Raw genomic sequence first — 16,620 nt, 5'->3', positions numbered from 1 at the left:
GACCAAATGGTCAGGATTTATTCCTTAAAAAATAGGGCCTTGAGTTCGCTAGCGTCGTTGGGTTCCATTTTGCCACCCAAGATTAAACGCAATTGCCTACGGCGCAAGGCCCCGTTAAACAACTCGATTTCTTCATTGGTTTCTGGCTTCAACTCGGGCACAGGGATGGTTCTGCCACTTTGATCAACCGCTACGAAAGTATAATAAGCCTCGTTCGACTTCGCTCTGCTGCCAGAAGGGATGTTTTCTGCCCAAACGTCTAAACGTACTTCAACAGAAGTGTTAAACGAACGGGTAACCTTGGCTTCGATGGTAATGACATCGCCCAGTTTAATGGCTTGCTTAAAGGAAACATTGTCAACCGAGGCCGTAACTACAATCCTGTTGCAGTGCTTTTGTGCCGAAATAGCCGCTGCGATATCCATCCAATGCAACAAACGTCCCCCCATTAAGTTGTTCAGGGTGTTGGTGTCGTTGGGCAATACCAGCTCGTTCATGATCGTGAACGAATCTTTAGGGCTTTTAGCTTTTATACTCATAATGGCTGCAAAAGTAGATAAAAAAGATGGGTTTTGTTGTACTTTTTGGCAAAAGCCATCCGTATGGTCACGGTAAAGAATGGCAAAATGCTTGTTTGCCAAGGCTTAAATTGCTAAAATAGCAGTTCGTTTAAAACATAAATTGCACTTTCCTGTTACCCTTATTTAGCCTTTAAAAATATGCAGAACCCAACGCTTATCCAGTATTTTCACTGGTACTACAACGAAGCCGATAATTTGTGGACAAAAGTAAAAAAAGAGGCTCAAAACTTGGCCGCAATGGGCATTACAGGGCTTTGGCTCCCGCCGGCTTATAAGGGCACGAATGGTACCTTTTCTATCGGCTACGATACCTACGACCTGTTCGATTTGGGCGAGTTTGACCAAAAGAACAGCACTGCCACCAAATACGGAACCAAGGAAGAATACCAACAAGCCATTGAGGCTTTGCACCAGCAGGGCCTGCAGGCCATTGCCGATACCATCTTTAACCATAAAGCCGGTGGTGACGAGCTGGAGAAGGTGAGCGTAAGACGGGTAAACGAAGAAAACAGAAACGAATTTACATCTGACGTGTTCGAAATCGAGGCTTGGACCCGGTTTACCTTTCCGGGGCGCAAAGGCCAATATTCTGAATTTGTTTGGGACCATCAATGTTTTAGTGGCGTAGATTGGGCAGAAGACCTGAAGGAGTCGGGGATTTTTATGATCGAAAATGGCTATGGCGAAGGTTGGGAAAAAGTGCCTTCCAACGAACTGGGCAATTATGATTACCTGATGTTCGACGATATCGATTTTAGAAACCCTGCTGTACGCGAAGAGCTTAAGTATTGGGGCAAATGGTATTACGAAAATACCAAGGTAGATGGTTTCCGCCTTGATGCGGTTAAACATATCTCGCCCGATTTTCTGATCGAATGGATGGACGAAATGGAGCAAGAATGTGGTCGGAACTTCTACTTTGTAGCCGAGAACTGGGATATCCAAAATGTTGGCGACCTCGATCAATACCTCGAAATTACCGGTGGCCGTACACAGCTGTTCGATTCGTTGCTGCACCACAACCTTTACCTGGCTTCTATCGAAGGGCAGGATTACGATATGAGCCGTATTTTTGATAATACCTTGGTGGGCAGCAGGCCCGAACTGGCCGTTACTTTTGTGGATAACCACGATTCGCAACCCATGCAGGCACTGGAATCCTTTGTCGACTATTGGTTCCGGCCGTTGGCTTATGCGCTCATTTTGCTGCGCATACAAGGTACGCCATGTGTGTTCTTTACCGATATTTATGGTGCCAGCTACGAAGACAAGGCGCAACAGGTTGATTTGGCTACGGTTGCCGAACTGCCTGTTTTACTAAAAATCAGGCGCGATTTGGCCTATGGCGAACAACAGGATTACCTTAACCATGCCAATTGCATCGGCTGGACCCGAACTGGCGATGCCGAACACGAAAACTCTGGCTTGGCCGTGCTCATGTGCAACGGCGACGAAGGCTTTAAGGAAATGCAACTAGGCAAGGCTTTTGCAGGTCGGGTTTTTGTAGATGCCTTGGGCAAAAGACAGGAGGAGATTACAATTAACGATGATGGAAATGCTACTTTTCTGTGCAACGCAGGCAGCGTAAGCGTTTGGGTGCCTAAAGAGGCCATGGCCTGAGCCATCAGCAACAAATGGTATCTGCAGGTTTTGGAGCTTCGGTTTGGTCTTGCTTTTTTTGTTGGTTCTTGATTTCGATGGAATTGTTTTTTTCTTTAATTGCGAGCCAAACAATGCCGGTACCAATCAAAGCGGTAATTACGACGATCCAGGTAAACGAGTTCAAGATCCTTTTGGTGAATTTATAGCCCCCTCCCGGTATATATGGACTTTTCTTGTGCGCTTTATTGTAAGTATCGATGTCGAATTCGAAAGGTGCTATGCCTAAAATAGCACGTTCGTGGGCATATTCTTCGCGGTAGATTACATACTTGGAGTTGCTCTGGTCTATTTTCTTTCGGGTAGCCCTTGTAAAATGCAGGACGATACAAATAATCAAGAGGCTGATGATACCTGAACAGATCAGGTAAGAGTTTGGGTTCACTTTGGTGCTGAGCGTAATAAAGCTTCCTATTAAGCCTCCAAAAATGATGATGGTGGTTTGTAAGATGGTTTTGAGTACGCCAATGGCATCTTGTGCATGTGCAATTTCGGCATCCTGATTGGCGCGCATAACATCAAATGCCTCACGCTTATGGGCAATGTGGATATCTATGGCCTTATCGTTTGAGACAGGTTGAGGGATGTCTGTAGATTCTTTCTTTGTAGGCATAGACTTTAAGCGCTGAAGATTGCACCTAAAATAACAGAATAGCCGTAGATTTGACAGCCTGCAAATGCTCTATTTTTTGACATTGGAAATATTGGCAAAGCCAATCAGTTCATCCCAACGGCCACCTGGCTTGCGATAATAAGCCAGTATCTGATAGGTATTGCCAGTTTCGAAAAAAGAGCCCTCAAAAACGGTATCATCAAATTTGCCATTGTCGTCAACCCAAACATATTTGAAGTCGTAAACACCTTGCTTTACCTTGATGTTGCCATAAAAGCGCTTGCGGCTGATATCGTAATTGAGCCTGCTATCTTCGTTGAGGGCATAATTGTTAAACCGGCCCACTACATAAGCACTGCCTTTGGCGCTTGGCGGGACTGCGCTTAGGGTAAAAAGCACATTGGCATAATCGCTGTCGGTAATGTTATCACGACCGTCTTGGTTGCGTACAAAAAAATCGCCGTTTTCGTCAAATTGATTGCTGTATCGGGCAGTGCCGGTGGCCTGGTCTGCAAAAAGGATCACATTGATAGCAGTGTCTCGGTAAATATCCTGAACGTGCTCGGCTTTGTACCGGAAGCTCCTGATGTCAAATTTGCGGAACTCGTTGCCTGCCCAAAACTCGTTGGTGCCCAGCTCGTTGTAGGTGAGGGTTCCAGGTTTTACAAAGGCAGGTTTGGCATTTACCACGGCGGTTTGCGGAATGCCATTTTGCATCACTACAGCCTTTACCTGGAGGTAAGGGTTTTGGATAGCCATTTGATGAAAAATGCTAAAGCTTACCCGCTGTTTGCTGTTGCGAAATTCTACCTGGCTGCTTGGCAACAGCTCGGCACCAATATTGGCTAAATTGTCTACAACGTAAAAGCGCTGGGTAATGATTACGTTTTCTGGCCTATTGCTCTCATAAACCTTAAGCAGGTAATTGCCGCTTATTTTAGGCTTGACTTGCTCGTTGGGCAACGAAATTTGGTAATGCGTAAATTTCTGCAGCGTATTAAAGGAATAGCGGTAACCAAAAATGATATCCTCCTTAAACGATTCTACGTAATCGAGCTGGTTGAGGTTAGACGGTTTCCAATCGTAGGTGCAATGTTCTATGCTATAGCTGTAGTTTTTGTTGCCGCCCCGCAGGTCGTCAAAGCCAAAAGTGAGTGTTTCGCCGGTGCGTTGCGTAATAACCGGAAACGACTGTTCTTTTTTGCTGTTGTAGCATTCAACGGTTTTGATGAAAGGCTGATAGATTTTATTGTCGTAAACCACGCTGGCATTTTGGGCAAAAGCGCATGTACATAAAACGGTGATAAAAGCTATCAGGCCTAATTTCTTCATCAAGTTATATTAAGATTCGAGTTCCATGATTTCGGCGGCCAGTTCTTCCCAGGCTTTTTGGGCATGGTCTAAAAGAGCCTTTTCGGCCAGGTAATGCTTATTCGCTTCGTCCAGTTTATGCTGGTTGGAAAATATCTCTTCCTTGGCCAGTTCGGCTTCCGCGGCTTTTACGCTTATTTCGAAAGCTGCAATTTCTTCCTCGGTTCTGCGTAGCTTTTCGTTCAGCTTTTTCAATTGCTGCTGGGCATTGGCTGGCGCAGGTTCGGTCGCTTTGGGTTTCTTTTCCTCGCCCGTTGGCTTAACCGGAATAGGTTTTGGCGCCGGAATAACGCGCTTGCTGTTCCATTCTTCGTATTCGGCGTAGGTGCCTGGATATTCCTTGATTTTTTCTTCTTCGATGAACCAGATTTTGTTGGCCACATGGTCTAAAAAATACCTGTCGTGCGATACGGCAATGAAAGTGCCTTCGTACTGTTGCAGGGCCTGAATAAGGATGTTGACCGACTGGATGTCCAAGTGGTTGGTAGGCTCATCCAAAATTAGGAAATTCGAATCGGTGGTTAGCGACTTGGCCAAGGCTACCCTCGATTTTTCGCCCCCAGAAAGGACTCTGATTTTTTTGAATACATCATCGCCGGTGAACAGGAAGCAACCCAGGATTGAACGCAACTCGGTATCAGTATGTTTTGGTGCAAAAGCCTGCAGTTCTTCTAAGATGGTATTGTCCAGGTGCAACGATTCCAATTGATGCTGCGCAAAAAAGGTCGTGGTTACATTATGGCCGGTTTCGCAAGAACCTTCAAATTTCTCGGTGCCGGCAATCATGCGCAACAAGGTCGATTTACCTTTGCCGTTGGCGCCGATCAAGGCAATTTTATCGCCTTTTTCGATGACGGCATCGGCATGTTCCAAAATATCGATGTTGGGATAGCTTTTAGAGGCATTTTCGATGCGTACCACGTGTCGGCCCGAAGGTTTGGTAAATTTAAAGCTGAAGTTTACCGTTGGGTTGTCGTCGTCAACATCTTCCACACGCTCCATTTTGTCGAGGGCTTTCATCCTCGATTGAGCCATTTTGGCCTTGCTGGCCTTGGCCTTAAAGCGTTCGATCAAACGTTCTTCCTGTTTGATTTTGGCTTGCTGGTTTTTAAACTCGCCTCTTTGTATCTCGCTGCGCAAGGCTTTTTCTTCCAGATAGAAAGAATAGTTGCCCGCATAAACAGTCAGCTTGCCTTTGCGCGATTCGACGGTTTTGTTGACGATTTTGTCCAAGAAATATCTGTCGTGCGAAACAATGACAATGGCGCCTTCAAAACCGCCCAAATAGTTTTCGAGCCACTTGATAGAAGGCAAGTCCATGTGGTTGGTCGGCTCATCCAACAAGAGGATGTCGGGCGTTTGCAACAGGATTTTGGCCAGCATCACGCGCATGCGCCAACCTCCAGAAAAGGTATTCAAAGGGCGTTGCTGATCTGACGTGCTGAACCCCAAACCCGCTAAAATCTCATTGGCGCGGTATTCGATATTATAGCCGTCGAGCGCTTCGAATTCTTGTTGCTTATCGCTCAGTTTATTTAAAATCTCCTCGCTGTAATCCGTTTCGATTTTTTTGAGGAGTTCTTCAATCTCGTCGTGCAGTTGGTTTTGGCGCTCAAAAGCTTCCATGGCCACGTGCAAAATGCTGTGATGCGAATCGTACGACAATAAATCCTGGTTCAGATAGCCAATCTTGATGTCTTTCGCCATCGAAATGCTGCCCGAAGAAGGCGTATATTCGCCCACAATAAGTTTAAGCAAGGTAGATTTGCCGGTTCCGTTTGCACCAATCAATCCCACACGGTCGCCTGGCTTAATGTGCCAATCGGCTTCGTCATATAAGGCCCTAGAGCCAATTAAAAAAGTTAAATCGTTTATAGAAATCATTTCGGCGCAAAAATACAAATTAAATTGGCTAATTCGTGATTGCTTTGGCGGTTAAAATTGCTTTGATAGTTAAATTGTTAGCGCAGCAAACTCATCGCCAACCACAATTCGCTCTAGGTACTGTGCAATACGCGTCACATCCTCATACAAAAATTTGGAATTTAAAAAAATGTTCCTACCTTTGTACTGTAATAAAAATAATTACAGAATGAACAACGGAAGATTCTCCATCGCATTGCATATCCTGGTTTTGCTGGACAAGGCTCAGGGCGAATTGGTATCGTCTGAATGGTTGGCGGGAAGCATCAACATCAATCCGGCCATGGTACGCAAAGAACTGATCAGTTTGCGCCAGCACGGTTTTGTGCAAAGCAAGGAAGGCAAAAACGGGGGAACAACTTTGGCTAAAAAGGCAAGTGAAATTAGCTTAGGGGCCATTTACGAAAGCGTTAGGCAGCTGTCGCTGCTGGGGCACCAAAAAAATACGCCTAATCCGCAATGTCCGGTAGGCAAAAATATCAACGCCCATTTAGACGGCCTGTACAACGATACCGAACGCGTATTGATTGATCAGCTGAACAAGCAAAGCCTGGCCGATTTTAGTGCCAAGTTCGGCTGATATTTTTTTAATTAAAACTGTAACAAAATTATTTACAATATAAAAATCAAAAACAATGAAAGTAGCAGTAATCGGGGCCACGGGTTTTGTTGGCCAAAACTTAACAGCAGAATTGGCCAATCGTGGCCACCAGGTCATCGCCATTGCGCGTAATGTAGCTTCTGTGGCCCAAAATGAACACGTAACGGCAAAAACCGCCGATGTAAGCGATGTTGAATCTTTGGCCGGAGCCCTGAAGGGTGCTGATGTTGTGGTAAGCGCATTTAATGCAGGATGGACCAACCCAAATTTGTATGCCGATTTTATAAAGGGATCTGAGGCCATACAGGCCGCCGTAAAGCTGGCCGGTGTATCCCGTTTAATCGTGATTGGTGGCGCCGGAAGTTTGTTTATTGATGGGCACCAATTGGTAGATGGACCTGATTTTCCGGCCGAATACAAAGCTGGCGCAACAGCTGCCAGGGATTATTTGAACGTCCTTAAAAACGAACAGGAAATCAATTGGACCTTTTTTAGTCCGGCCATAGAGATGCATCCGGGCATTGATACCGGCCGTACCGGCAATTATCGGTTGGGTTTAGAAAATCCAGTGTTTAATGCCGAGGGCAGAAGCATACTTTCTGTACAGGATTTAGCGGTTGTTATTGCCGATGAGGTAGCGAGCAACCAGCATGCCAGGCAAAGGTTTACCGCTGCCTATTAAAAATAGAAAAGCCAGCTTCTTGAAGTGCGAAGCTGGCTTTTTAAAGTTTTTTTGGCTTTAACTAAAAGTAGATGCACTGCGAATCGTCTTCAGAATAGCCATCCTTGCCTGCGCAATAGCTAGCCCAATTGCTGGGCGCGCAATCAGGTACGTTAATCGGGTCGCCAATCAAGGCTACGTATCTGGTACGACAGTACATCACCGCCTGGTCGCCGCCAATGTGGCCAACGGTTTCGCCATCTCCACCCGTTACGTTTTTCATTTCAGCTTTGCTGAGCAAATTTGCTTTTTTCATGTTGAGGATCTTTTGTTTAGGTGGTTGCAAGGGTATGCGCCATTGCTCGCTGTTGAACATAAACCAATTGTTCCTAAGTAAAATCTAACTTATCCAAATGTTCTTTCATTTCAAAGCAGCGGAAATGGTTGTAAAAAAATAGAGCATTTTGCCGATTTGCACAGATTTTTTTTTTCTTCAATAAAAGACAACAAAATCGTTCTTATCTTCGTTGCATGTATCGGCTAGTCAAACCTGTATTTTTTAAGTTCGACCCAGAAAATGTCCACTATTTTGTGGTAAAGCGTCTCAAATGGTTCCATGATTATTTTCCGTTGGGCAAAACCATTCTGCGCAGCAGTTTTGATATCCATCTAAAAGGGCTGGAACGCGAGGTTTTTGGCCTCAAATTCAAAAACCCGGTAGGTTTGGCTGCGGGTTTCGACAAAAATGGCGAATATGTAGAGGCATTGAGCAATTTGGGCTTTGGTTTTATAGAGGTCGGAACCGTTACGCCATTGCCTCAGCCGGGCAACGACAAGCCCCGGATGTTCAGGCTGGAAGAAGACGAAGCCTTGATTAACCGCATGGGCTTCAACAACAAAGGAGTCGACGTCATGGCCGAACGTCTGCGTTTGCTCAAACAAAAAGAACCTCACATTATTGTAGGTGGCAATATTGGCAAAAACAAGAGTACGCCAAACGAAGAGGCCACCAGCGATTACATCAAATGCTTTGATCGTTTGTTTGATGTGGTTGATTATTTTGTGGTGAACGTAAGTTCGCCCAATACGCCCGGATTAAGGGCCCTGCAAGAAAAGGAGCCGTTGAAAGAATTGCTCCATACCTTGCAGCAACGCAACCGCAAAAACGATATTTCGAGGCCAATCCTCCTTAAAATAGCTCCCGATTTAACCAACGAACAATTGGACGATATTGTGGAAATTGTGAAAGAAACGGGCATTGCAGGCGTAATTGCAACCAACACCACAATTGACAGGAACGGCTTATATACCGAAGAAAAGCTGAAAAACGAAACCGGTGGTTTGAGCGGTAAGCCTTTAGCCAAAAGGTCTACCGAGGTTATCCGTTACCTTTCCGAAAAATCGAATAAGTCGTTCCCTATTATTGGGGTAGGAGGCATCCACTCGCCGGCCGACGCCCAGGAAAAAATAGAGGCAGGCGCTTCTTTGGTGCAGCTGTATACGGGCTTTATTTATGAAGGACCGGGGCTGATCAAGCGAATCTGCAAGGCTTTGGCTTAATTGGCTGCGTTACTTAAACTTTTATTTCACCAGTTAGCCCAAATCAGCCTGTTTCCCATCAACTGATTTTTTTGCTCAACTTGGCAATGGTAAGCTTAGGCGACTATTTGTTGATTTTCTGGATCGCCTTTTCAACGCGCAGGCGCTTGCTGTCTTTTTCAATTTCAGGCAAACGTGCAGTTAGCGTACTGAGGAAAGTGCTTTTGTTTTGCTGGTTGATAATGGGTAAGGCGTTTTCGGCATACATGGGCAACTGGTTGGTAGGGCATTTCATTAGCCTTTCGTTGAGCAGGGCAAAAGCGTCGTCGGCATAAGTAGGCACGGCGCAAAGCTTGATTAAAATGCCTACACAGTTATCGTTGGTAATGACCGAGCCTTTGTCGGCACAGGCAATGATTTTAGGCAGCGCCTGATAAACCGCTTTTAGATTTTCATTGGCCACGGCATTTAAGGCGGTCATGGCGCCCCATTGCAGGCGGTTGTTTTTATGGTCGAGCAGGGCCAGCAAAGCCTCGATATGCGGCGCAACGAGTTTAGGACTGAGTTTGCCGATCTCGTCCAGGGTTTTGATGCAGTCGCTCTGGATATCCTTGTTTTTGTGGTGGAGGTTTTCTGCCAGTATCGCCACGGCCTTTTCATCGCCATTGGCTACAAGCTGTTGGGCCAATTCCTGATTAGGAACTTCGTCTCTTCTGCCTAAAGAGGAGGCTAGTTGTTCGATGATTGACATGTTTGGTTAAGCGGTTTGGTTTATTGGTTGTTTTTGGGTTTTGCTTCAGGCATCCATCGGCCATTCGCTTTGGCTATATCAATTGTTTTTTGCCCATGTTCGGTCATCAGGCCCTCGTTGGCAAGCCTAGCCACACGTTCGCGGTTAGCTTGGCTCCAGTTGCTTTTAGGTTTGCGGGGCGAAAACCTTTGGTAAAAGCTTTCTGCGTTTCTTTTGTTGGTTAAAGAGTCAATCCATCCAAAACACAGGGCTTCCTCAACCGATTCGACATAGCTTACGCTTGGCGTTTTGCTTTTTTTATGGTAGAGGATCAGGCATACTGCCACTGCCGACTGATTGTTTTGTGCCAGCCAATTGCGCCATTCCTGCCGGGTTTGGGCGTAAAAAGTAGCCACGCCTCTATTGGTTTCTGCTGTGTTTTCCATTTGATTTTGATGAAATCGTCGAGCAAAAATAAAGGTGCTGCTGACAGCCTTATGGCAGACCTATTTTGTATTCGAGAAAAAGAATAGTGATTTGCTATTCCGGCTCATCTTCAAGCCCAATCATCCAGTTAATGCCGAACTTATCGGTTAGCATACCAAAATAAGCACTCCAAAAGGTCTTGCTCATTGGCATGGTTGCCTGTCCGCCAGCAACTAGTGCATTGTACAAACGGTCGGCCTTGGCTTGGCTGTCGGTACTGATCGAGATGGAGAAGTTGTTGCCCTGGGTAAAATTTGGCGACCATACATCGTCGGTATCGCTGCCCAAAAGAAAGGTTTCTTTGCTGATGGGCAGGGAAACATGCATTACTTTTTCGCCTGCTTCGGCCGACATCGGTGGCATGCCTTCTTGAGGTGGCATATCCTTAAAAAAGCCGATAAATTGAAACTCGCCGCCAAAAACCGATTGGTAAAATTCGAAGGCGGCTTTGCAGTTTCCCTTAAAAGTGAGGTAGACGTTTACTGTTGTCATTTTTTTTAGTTTGGTAGGTTAAGATAAGAAACTTTGGTTTCAAATGAATGAATTTCGCCTCTTGAAACAAAAGACTTATGCTTTGTGCTGTTTGAGCTGAAAAACATTGCCCTCGGGATCCTCGCCGTCGCAAAGCAACCAATCACTTTGTTCGAAATGCTTTACTTCGCGCATGGCTACATTTTGGTGGAGTAGCTGCTGCCTGAGTTCGTAGATATCTGTATCGGTTTCGAAAACAATTTTGGTGTTGTTGTCGAATTGGAAAGGAGGTGCGTTCTTGTCCAGATAGGCATCGCCAATTTGATGGAGCCCGATCTGGCAGGCGCCGGCTTTGAGCAATAGCCATGTTGACGGAAATTCTTCTAGCACTTCGAGCCCTAATACATCTACGTAAAAAGACTTGAGCTTGGCTACATTCTGCGCAAAAATAATGATGGTGTTGAGGTTCAGTTTCATTGGGAGATTTTTTTGAGCCATGCCTTGGCTTGCTGTGCATTGGTAAAGCTTTTCATCGGTATGGGAGGTTTTTGAAGGCTGAACAAAATATTCATGATAAATTTAGAAAGCCCTGGTTGGGCCACCATGGCCATGGCCGAATAGATCTCGGGTAGCTTGGCGGCAGAAAACCTTCTGGTTTCGGCATCCGGAACTGGCGAGCTTTTAAGGTAGATCAGCAAAGGAATAGGCGTATTGTTGGTCAGTTGCTTAACCAGGTCTACATTGGCTGCTATTAGCGGTACGGTTCGTTTGATGGACTTGGACATTGAAACCAAAATCCCATCTTCGAACCAGTAATCTGCAATTTCGCCTTTGGTTATGGCTTTGTTTGTTGGGTAATTTTCCATTGTTATGAGGTGATGGCTTGTTGTTTGCCCTATTCAATAGCCTAAAGTTAAGCTTAATTTTTAAAGAAGGTGTCCCAATCTAGCAATCGGCACCCTTGAATTAGATGCTGTTTAAAACACAAAGCGCACCCATATTCTTATCGGTGCGCTCTGGGCTTTGGGGCTGAGGTCATCTGTGCGGAAACTTATCGCCCACCAAGTTAAGCTGTATGCCGTGCTCGAGGTAGGCCTTGGCGCCGTCTAATACCGTGGTAAAGCCTCCGGTATTGTCCATGACAGCCTTAATCAGTTCATCGGTATCTAGGTTAAAGCCGTAGCTTTTGATTTCTACATAAGTACTGTCGGCGCTTACTGCCGTAAACTCATAATCGACGTTGGTGGCCGGTTGGCCCCATTGCGTTGCTATTTTCTTATCGACAATGATTTCTTTTACCGAAACCTCGTTGCTGACGTTGTACATTTCCCATTCCCAGGTAACGGTTTTGCTTTCTTCCAGCTTGCCCGACGATTTGGTGAACCAGAACTTGGTGGTAATGGCGGGATCAATAAATGCCTCAAAAACCTCTCTTGCGGGTTTTCTGATTAGCATTTGCGCGACGATAACTACTTTTTCCATGGCTGATCAAATTAGTTTTGTTCAGGTTCAAGACAACCTTTTAGTGCAGTGTATAAGAAATAGGTCCAGCCTTCCACAAAATTTTTGCTGGCAAAATCAGGTCCGTTTTCGGCTAGGGTTTCCAAACCGGCGTGCGTAATTCGCAACAAGGTTTTTTCGCCTTGCTCAAAAAGCTCCCAACTGACTACAGAGTTGCCAGGATAATTATCGTAACGCCAGCTATAGGCTATTTTTTGGCCTTCTTCTACTTCGGTTACTTCGCACAGGTGCAGGTATTGCGGGCCTTCTTCTGGTCCGCCCATAAAATCGAACTTAAAGCCAACTTTGGGTTGGAAGTCTTTAAGCTGGAAATACCAGTTTCTCATTTCGTTTACATCGGTAATAGCCTGCCATACTCTTGCAATTGGTGCGGCAAAGGTTCTTTCTACAATAACGGGTTTGTTGCTCATGGTTGGTTTTGTTTAGGGTAAATACTAGGGTTTTTGATTGAGGTGTTTTTCCAAGTCGTCCAACTTGTTGTTCCAGAACGTTTGGTAGCGGGCTATCCAATTGGCTACTTCTTGCAGCTTTTCGAATTTCATTTCGCAAAACCTTTCGCGGCCATCCTGCCTGATGTTAAGCAGGCCGCATTCGTTCAATATTTTGATGTGCTGCGAAATGGCTGGCCTGCTCACCTCGAAATGATCGGCAATGGCATTTAGGTTTAACGATTGAAAAGCAATTAGGTTTATAATTTCTCTTCTTGTGGGGTCGGCAATGGCCTGAAAAACATCTCTTCTCATAATTATGTAAGTGTTTGCTTACAAATATATGTGTAAGTATTTGCTTACGCAAATTTATTTTAAAATAAGATGAAAGGCGGAAGGGGTTTGCAAAAAAAAAGCATCCTAGAGTGATCTAGAATGCTTCAAATCTTTTTAAAAAGAAAACTGACTAAGCTTTAGCTTCTAATTGAGCCAAGATAGCGTTGTTTTTTGCCAATTGGTCTTTTGTAGATTGCTTAGAACGGCTTCCTAACTCTAAGTTAGTCGCTAACTTTAGGTTTTTCACCTCTAAACGAGAAACAGTTTTATTGTATCTGTCTTTTCTTTTTAATCTTGTTACTGCCATGGTAATGCGCTTTATTTCTTTTAATTATTTTAATCTTGAGGTCGAGAGCGGATTCGAACCGCTGTACAAGGTTTTGCAGACCTCTGCCTAGCCACTCGGCCACTCGACCCTTAAAAATTCAAGGTTGCAAAGTTAATAATTAAAAATTAGGGTTCAAAGCAAATTGAATTTAATTTTTTATTCTGTTGGTTAAAATCCAAAAGAAAGTTTGGCAGCCGTTTAGCCACGTTTGATTTCGGAGCAAAAAATAGCGGCGCTTACCGCTACATTTAGCGATTCTGCCTCGCCAATGCGCGGAATGGTAACCTGGATGGTTATTTTTTCCAACAATGCCTGGCTAATGCCATGCCCTTCGTTGCCCAATAAAATCAGCCCTTCGCTGCCCCAGCTGGTTTGGTAAATATTTTGTCCATCAAGCAGGGCGCCAAAAACCGGCAGCTTGGCGCTTGCCAAAAAAGGATCGAGCGGGGTATAGATTACGTTGACCCTGCACAGCGAGCCCATGGTCGACTGTACGGTTTTGGGGTTGTAGGCCTCAACGGTATTTTCCGAGCAGATCACGTTTTTGATGCCGAACCAATCGGCGGTGCGAATAATGGTGCCGAAGTTTCCGGGATCCTGGATATCGTCTAAAACCAGCGAAAACTGGCCTTTTAACGAGGCCATATCAACTTCCTGTTTGGCGGGCATATCAACCAGTGCCAAAACGCCCTGCGGATTTTGCAAGGTACTAATCTTCTCCAGTTCAGCGTTGTTTACCTCAAATAACTTTATATTTGCGAGATTTTTGGGCAATTGGGAAAAGTAGGCGGGCGTATAATAAATGCTGTGGATTTGGTAGCTTGAGTTTATGAATTCTGTGATAGATTTTATACCTTCAATCATAAAAATTCCGCTTTCTTTGCGGTACTTCTTCTGATGTAGCGATTTTATAAAACTGATTTGAGATTTTGAAAGCATACAAATACAACTCTAGACAACAGGTACAAATTACTGCAATATTACTATTTATTTTGGTGTTTGTGGCAGGATGCTCTTCAACAAAGTACATCGAAGACTATCAGTCGATCGTTAAAAAAGTTGAAATAGATAGTGTGGGCAAGGCTTTCGAAGAGCAGGCGTATAACTATGTGCAAAAAGACATCAGGCCTGCAGGCGGCTTGGGCATCAATGTAGCCATCTACAACATGTTCAACACCAAGAACGGCAAATACAAAACCAGCAACATCAAGCCTTTGGGTTCGCCACCGCCTATTTTAGACAGTACTTTGGTAGAAATTTCGCGTACGCAGATCGAAAAGTACCTGAAGAGCAAGGGTTTTTTTAAGGCAAAAGTCAAATCGCAGATCGACATCAAAAACAAAAAGGCCAGCCTCAAATTTATCGCCGAACCAGGCCCAGCCTTTATGGTGAACAAGCTGAGCTATCAAATTCCGGATACGGCCGTAAAAAAACTGTATTTTTCGCATAAAGTGCTGTTTACGCACCTGCGCGAAGGCATGCAATATGATGAAGATTCGCTGGTTTACGAACGGGAGCAGATCTATCAGGTGATGCGCCAAAACGGGTACTTCGATTTTGTGAGGCCTTATGTGCGCTATGAACCCGATTCGGGCCTGAACTCGAGCAAGGTAAACATTAAGCTGATCATTGACAATCCGATAGACAGCCTTGTCAAGAAACACAAGATCTATACCATTGGCGAAACCAATATCATCATCGCCCCTAATTCGGATGGTTTCACCGATTTGGATAAGCTGGGCGATTCGCTCAAGGTAAAAAGAACCATCCGCGGCATTAAATTTACCGATTTGTCCAAGCGGTTTAGGCGCAACCCCATTGTGCGCTACGATTTTTTAAGGGAGGGCGAAATTTTCGATGTCAGCAAGGAACAGCTCACCTACGACCGGCTTTATCAGCTCAACGTCTTCAAAAACGTGAAAATAGATTATACCAAGGCCAAAGATAGCAGCAACAAAGTAGAGCCGGTATTGTTGCTAACGCCACAAAAACGACGGAGCAACAGGATAGAAGGCGAGATTCCTTTTAATGGCGGTACGGTTGGCTTTAACCTGAGCAATACCTATACCGACAACAACTTTCTGAAGGGCGCAGAGCGTTTCCAGTTTCAGATTAAAGGCGGTTTGCAATCAAGGACGAATGGGGGCAAGTCGATTTTTTCGGATATCTACCAGCGTGATTTTTCGGTAAGTGCCAGTTTGAGCGTACCCCGATTGATGGTGCCTTTTGGTATTCCGATGATGGGCAAAAACGGGATGCCTTATACCACCATTTCGACCAGTTACCTTTACGCCTTGCAAAAAGACGTTGCGGTAAGGCGGATTTTTATCAATTCCATTTCTTACGATTGGGTAGAAACCAAGTCGAAGCTCCACTCGTTAACGCCGCTCAACTTTGAATATCGTTTTGGTAACGTACTGATCGATACCAATAGTTCGAACCCCAATGCCCAGGTGAACAAAAAACTGTTGGCCAATAATTTTTACAACATCTTTTTGCTGGGCAGGAAGGATTTCACGCTTGGTGTAAAATACACCTATTCGCTTAATGCAGATAAGCTGCTGAGCAATAGGTCGTTTGTGTATTTCAGAGGTGGCATAGATATGGCAGGCAACCTCTTGCAATTGGCCACCAGGGCCTTGGGTAATAAACACGACCCTGCCAAAGGCGATTTCGGTACAGTATTGGGCCTGCCGTTTAATCAGTATGTCCGTCCTGAAATTGATGTGCGCTGGTACAAAAATATTGGGATAGACAAGCAGTTTGTAGCCAGGATTAATGCAGGCGTTGGCTATGCGTATGGCAACTCTACATCTATTCCTTTCGAAAAAATGTTTTATGCCGGCGGTTCGAGCGGCATCAGGGCGTGGCAAGCCAGAACACTGGGGCCGGGTAACTACAACAGGGCTATTTTGCAAACGCCAGAGCTCAGGAGCGCGCTTTTTGGTTTAGACCAGTTGGGCGAAATGCGCATTGAGAGCAATTTCGAATACAGAACCATGCTGACCAACAAGTTTTTTGGTGGCAAGCTTAAGGGAGCTGTGTTTGTAGATATGGGTAATATCTGGAACCTTACCGACGACGAACTGCAGTCGGGGGCCAAATTTAAGCTAAAGGATTTCGGAAAGCAGCTTGCCATTGGTACCGGCGTAGGCTTAAGGTACGATGTGCAGTTCTTTGTATTCAGGTTCGACCTGGGCCTCAAAGTAAAAGATCCGCAGTTTGAAGGCAGCGAACAATGGGTAATCGGGAAATTCCTAAGAGGTGGCAGCGATTTTAAAGCCCAATACAACATTGCACATAGCCCAGACCGCTACCGCTTTATGCAATACAATTTCGGTATTGGCATGCCGTTTTAATGGGCATTGGTTG

General features: G+C 45.1%; 20 protein-coding genes and 1 tRNA gene. 5 read left to right on the top strand and 16 right to left on the bottom strand.

Going from position 1 to position 16,620, the window contains the following annotated elements; all coding sequences use genetic code 11:
- Positions 1–17 precede the first annotated feature (17 nt).
- Entirely contained in the window at positions 18–539 is a 522-nt protein-coding gene (locus AC6H1S_RS12465) for an acyl-CoA thioesterase (protein WP_199136593.1), read from the bottom strand.
- Positions 540–719: 180 nt separating this feature from the next.
- Here AC6H1S_RS12465 and AC6H1S_RS12460 point away from each other — a divergent pair, with 180 nt between their 5' ends.
- The gene (locus AC6H1S_RS12460; RefSeq protein WP_497563813.1) at positions 720–2,201 is read left to right on the top strand and encodes an alpha-amylase; all 1,482 of its coding nucleotides are present in this window, start codon (positions 720–722) and stop codon (positions 2,199–2,201) included.
- Between the two features lie 4 nt (positions 2,202–2,205).
- Here AC6H1S_RS12460 and AC6H1S_RS12455 read toward each other — a convergent pair whose 3' ends face one another.
- The 3 genes from AC6H1S_RS12455 to AC6H1S_RS12445 form a co-directional block, all read right to left on the bottom strand.
- On the bottom strand, positions 2,206–2,853 hold the full coding sequence (locus AC6H1S_RS12455; protein ID WP_497563812.1) for a hypothetical protein: 648 nt from the start codon (positions 2,851–2,853) through the stop codon (positions 2,206–2,208).
- A 69-nt stretch (positions 2,854–2,922) separates the two neighbouring features.
- Positions 2,923–4,185, bottom strand: coding sequence for a type IX secretion system plug protein (locus AC6H1S_RS12450; protein ID WP_497563811.1), 1,263 nt, complete (start codon positions 4,183–4,185; stop codon positions 2,923–2,925).
- Positions 4,186–4,194: 9 nt separating this feature from the next.
- Entirely contained in the window at positions 4,195–6,108 is a 1,914-nt protein-coding gene (locus tag AC6H1S_RS12445; protein WP_497563810.1) for an ABC-F family ATP-binding cassette domain-containing protein, read from the bottom strand.
- Positions 6,109–6,316: 208 nt separating this feature from the next.
- On the opposite strand from AC6H1S_RS12445, the gene AC6H1S_RS12440 reads away from it, so the two are divergent.
- Together AC6H1S_RS12440 and AC6H1S_RS12435 are read left to right on the top strand one after the other, a co-directional pair.
- The gene (locus AC6H1S_RS12440) at positions 6,317–6,727 is read left to right on the top strand and encodes an Rrf2 family transcriptional regulator (protein WP_199136603.1); all 411 of its coding nucleotides are present in this window, start codon (positions 6,317–6,319) and stop codon (positions 6,725–6,727) included.
- 55 nt (positions 6,728–6,782) lie between these two features.
- Positions 6,783–7,430, top strand: coding sequence for an NAD(P)-dependent oxidoreductase (locus AC6H1S_RS12435; protein WP_199136605.1), 648 nt, complete (start codon positions 6,783–6,785; stop codon positions 7,428–7,430).
- 61 nt (positions 7,431–7,491) lie between these two features.
- On the opposite strand, the gene AC6H1S_RS12430 is transcribed toward AC6H1S_RS12435, so the two are convergent.
- Positions 7,492–7,725, bottom strand: coding sequence for a hypothetical protein (locus AC6H1S_RS12430; protein ID WP_199136607.1), 234 nt, complete (start codon positions 7,723–7,725; stop codon positions 7,492–7,494).
- Between the two features lie 215 nt (positions 7,726–7,940).
- On the opposite strand from AC6H1S_RS12430, the gene AC6H1S_RS12425 reads away from it, so the two are divergent.
- On the top strand, positions 7,941–8,969 hold the full coding sequence (locus AC6H1S_RS12425) for a quinone-dependent dihydroorotate dehydrogenase (RefSeq protein WP_497563809.1): 1,029 nt from the start codon (positions 7,941–7,943) through the stop codon (positions 8,967–8,969).
- A 103-nt stretch (positions 8,970–9,072) separates the two neighbouring features.
- Here AC6H1S_RS12425 and AC6H1S_RS12420 read toward each other — a convergent pair whose 3' ends face one another.
- The 11 genes from AC6H1S_RS12420 to AC6H1S_RS12370 form a co-directional block, all read right to left on the bottom strand.
- On the bottom strand, positions 9,073–9,699 hold the full coding sequence (locus AC6H1S_RS12420) for a HEAT repeat domain-containing protein (protein ID WP_199136611.1): 627 nt from the start codon (positions 9,697–9,699) through the stop codon (positions 9,073–9,075).
- Positions 9,700–9,719: 20 nt separating this feature from the next.
- Positions 9,720–10,124 carry a YdeI/OmpD-associated family protein gene (locus AC6H1S_RS12415; RefSeq protein ID WP_199136613.1) on the bottom strand — a complete coding sequence of 135 codons (405 nt, stop codon included), beginning with the start codon at positions 10,122–10,124 and terminating at the stop codon, positions 9,720–9,722.
- Between the two features lie 94 nt (positions 10,125–10,218).
- On the bottom strand, positions 10,219–10,656 hold the full coding sequence (locus tag AC6H1S_RS12410; RefSeq protein WP_199136615.1) for a VOC family protein: 438 nt from the start codon (positions 10,654–10,656) through the stop codon (positions 10,219–10,221).
- A 75-nt stretch (positions 10,657–10,731) separates the two neighbouring features.
- Entirely contained in the window at positions 10,732–11,112 is a 381-nt protein-coding gene (locus AC6H1S_RS12405; protein WP_497563808.1) for a VOC family protein, read from the bottom strand.
- Positions 11,109–11,501, bottom strand: a complete 393-nt coding sequence (locus AC6H1S_RS12400; protein WP_497563807.1) for a DUF7793 family protein — start codon at positions 11,499–11,501, stop codon at positions 11,109–11,111. Before AC6H1S_RS12400 ends, AC6H1S_RS12405 begins: the two co-directional genes overlap by 4 nt.
- Positions 11,502–11,670: 169 nt before the next feature.
- Complete coding sequence (locus tag AC6H1S_RS12395; protein WP_497563806.1) at positions 11,671–12,117, bottom strand: SRPBCC family protein; 447 nt, start codon at positions 12,115–12,117, stop codon at positions 11,671–11,673.
- An 11-nt stretch (positions 12,118–12,128) separates the two neighbouring features.
- Positions 12,129–12,566 (bottom strand): SRPBCC family protein, encoded by a 438-nt coding sequence (locus tag AC6H1S_RS12390; protein WP_497563805.1) that lies wholly within the window; start codon positions 12,564–12,566, stop codon positions 12,129–12,131.
- A 24-nt stretch (positions 12,567–12,590) separates the two neighbouring features.
- Positions 12,591–12,899 carry an ArsR/SmtB family transcription factor gene (locus AC6H1S_RS12385; RefSeq protein WP_199136625.1) on the bottom strand — a complete coding sequence of 103 codons (309 nt, stop codon included), beginning with the start codon at positions 12,897–12,899 and terminating at the stop codon, positions 12,591–12,593.
- Between the two features lie 151 nt (positions 12,900–13,050).
- The gene (locus AC6H1S_RS12380; RefSeq protein ID WP_199136627.1) at positions 13,051–13,227 is read right to left on the bottom strand and encodes a spore protein; all 177 of its coding nucleotides are present in this window, start codon (positions 13,225–13,227) and stop codon (positions 13,051–13,053) included.
- 38 nt (positions 13,228–13,265) lie between these two features.
- Positions 13,266–13,336, bottom strand: a tRNA-Cys gene (locus AC6H1S_RS12375).
- Positions 13,337–13,446: 110 nt separating this feature from the next.
- On the bottom strand, positions 13,447–14,187 hold the full coding sequence (locus AC6H1S_RS12370; protein ID WP_497563804.1) for a TrmH family RNA methyltransferase: 741 nt from the start codon (positions 14,185–14,187) through the stop codon (positions 13,447–13,449).
- On the opposite strand from AC6H1S_RS12370, the gene tamL reads away from it, so the two are divergent.
- Complete coding sequence (tamL, locus tag AC6H1S_RS12365) at positions 14,178–16,607, top strand: translocation and assembly module lipoprotein TamL (RefSeq protein ID WP_497563803.1); 2,430 nt, start codon at positions 14,178–14,180, stop codon at positions 16,605–16,607. The two genes, AC6H1S_RS12370 and tamL, sit on opposite strands and share 10 nt — an antisense overlap.
- The last annotated feature ends 13 nt before the right edge of the window (positions 16,608–16,620 follow it).

The sequence above is a fragment of the Pedobacter sp. TM02 genome, from assembly GCF_059705275.1.
The sequence above is the reverse complement of the archived record's forward strand: the minus strand, read 5'-3'. Positions and strand labels throughout refer to the sequence as shown.

Coding starts and splice junctions, on each gene's coding strand:
- AC6H1S_RS12465 (WP_199136593.1), bottom strand. CDS start 539: ATGAGTATAAAAGCTAAAAGCCCTAAAGATTCGTTCACGATCATGAAC.
- AC6H1S_RS12460 (WP_497563813.1), top strand. CDS start 720: ATGCAGAACCCAACGCTTATCCAGTATTTTCACTGGTACTACAACGAA.
- AC6H1S_RS12455 (WP_497563812.1), bottom strand. CDS start 2,853: ATGCCTACAAAGAAAGAATCTACAGACATCCCTCAACCTGTCTCAAAC.
- AC6H1S_RS12450 (WP_497563811.1), bottom strand. CDS start 4,185: ATGAAGAAATTAGGCCTGATAGCTTTTATCACCGTTTTATGTACATGC.
- AC6H1S_RS12445 (WP_497563810.1), bottom strand. CDS start 6,108: ATGATTTCTATAAACGATTTAACTTTTTTAATTGGCTCTAGGGCCTTA.
- AC6H1S_RS12440 (WP_199136603.1), top strand. CDS start 6,317: ATGAACAACGGAAGATTCTCCATCGCATTGCATATCCTGGTTTTGCTG.
- AC6H1S_RS12435 (WP_199136605.1), top strand. CDS start 6,783: ATGAAAGTAGCAGTAATCGGGGCCACGGGTTTTGTTGGCCAAAACTTA.
- AC6H1S_RS12430 (WP_199136607.1), bottom strand. CDS start 7,725: ATGAAAAAAGCAAATTTGCTCAGCAAAGCTGAAATGAAAAACGTAACG.
- AC6H1S_RS12425 (WP_497563809.1), top strand. CDS start 7,941: ATGTATCGGCTAGTCAAACCTGTATTTTTTAAGTTCGACCCAGAAAAT.
- AC6H1S_RS12420 (WP_199136611.1), bottom strand. CDS start 9,699: ATGTCAATCATCGAACAACTAGCCTCCTCTTTAGGCAGAAGAGACGAA.
- AC6H1S_RS12415 (WP_199136613.1), bottom strand. CDS start 10,124: ATGGAAAACACAGCAGAAACCAATAGAGGCGTGGCTACTTTTTACGCC.
- AC6H1S_RS12410 (WP_199136615.1), bottom strand. CDS start 10,656: ATGACAACAGTAAACGTCTACCTCACTTTTAAGGGAAACTGCAAAGCC.
- AC6H1S_RS12405 (WP_497563808.1), bottom strand. CDS start 11,112: ATGAAACTGAACCTCAACACCATCATTATTTTTGCGCAGAATGTAGCC.
- AC6H1S_RS12400 (WP_497563807.1), bottom strand. CDS start 11,501: ATGGAAAATTACCCAACAAACAAAGCCATAACCAAAGGCGAAATTGCA.
- AC6H1S_RS12395 (WP_497563806.1), bottom strand. CDS start 12,117: ATGGAAAAAGTAGTTATCGTCGCGCAAATGCTAATCAGAAAACCCGCA.
- AC6H1S_RS12390 (WP_497563805.1), bottom strand. CDS start 12,566: ATGAGCAACAAACCCGTTATTGTAGAAAGAACCTTTGCCGCACCAATT.
- AC6H1S_RS12385 (WP_199136625.1), bottom strand. CDS start 12,899: ATGAGAAGAGATGTTTTTCAGGCCATTGCCGACCCCACAAGAAGAGAA.
- AC6H1S_RS12380 (WP_199136627.1), bottom strand. CDS start 13,227: ATGGCAGTAACAAGATTAAAAAGAAAAGACAGATACAATAAAACTGTT.
- AC6H1S_RS12370 (WP_497563804.1), bottom strand. CDS start 14,187: ATGCTTTCAAAATCTCAAATCAGTTTTATAAAATCGCTACATCAGAAG.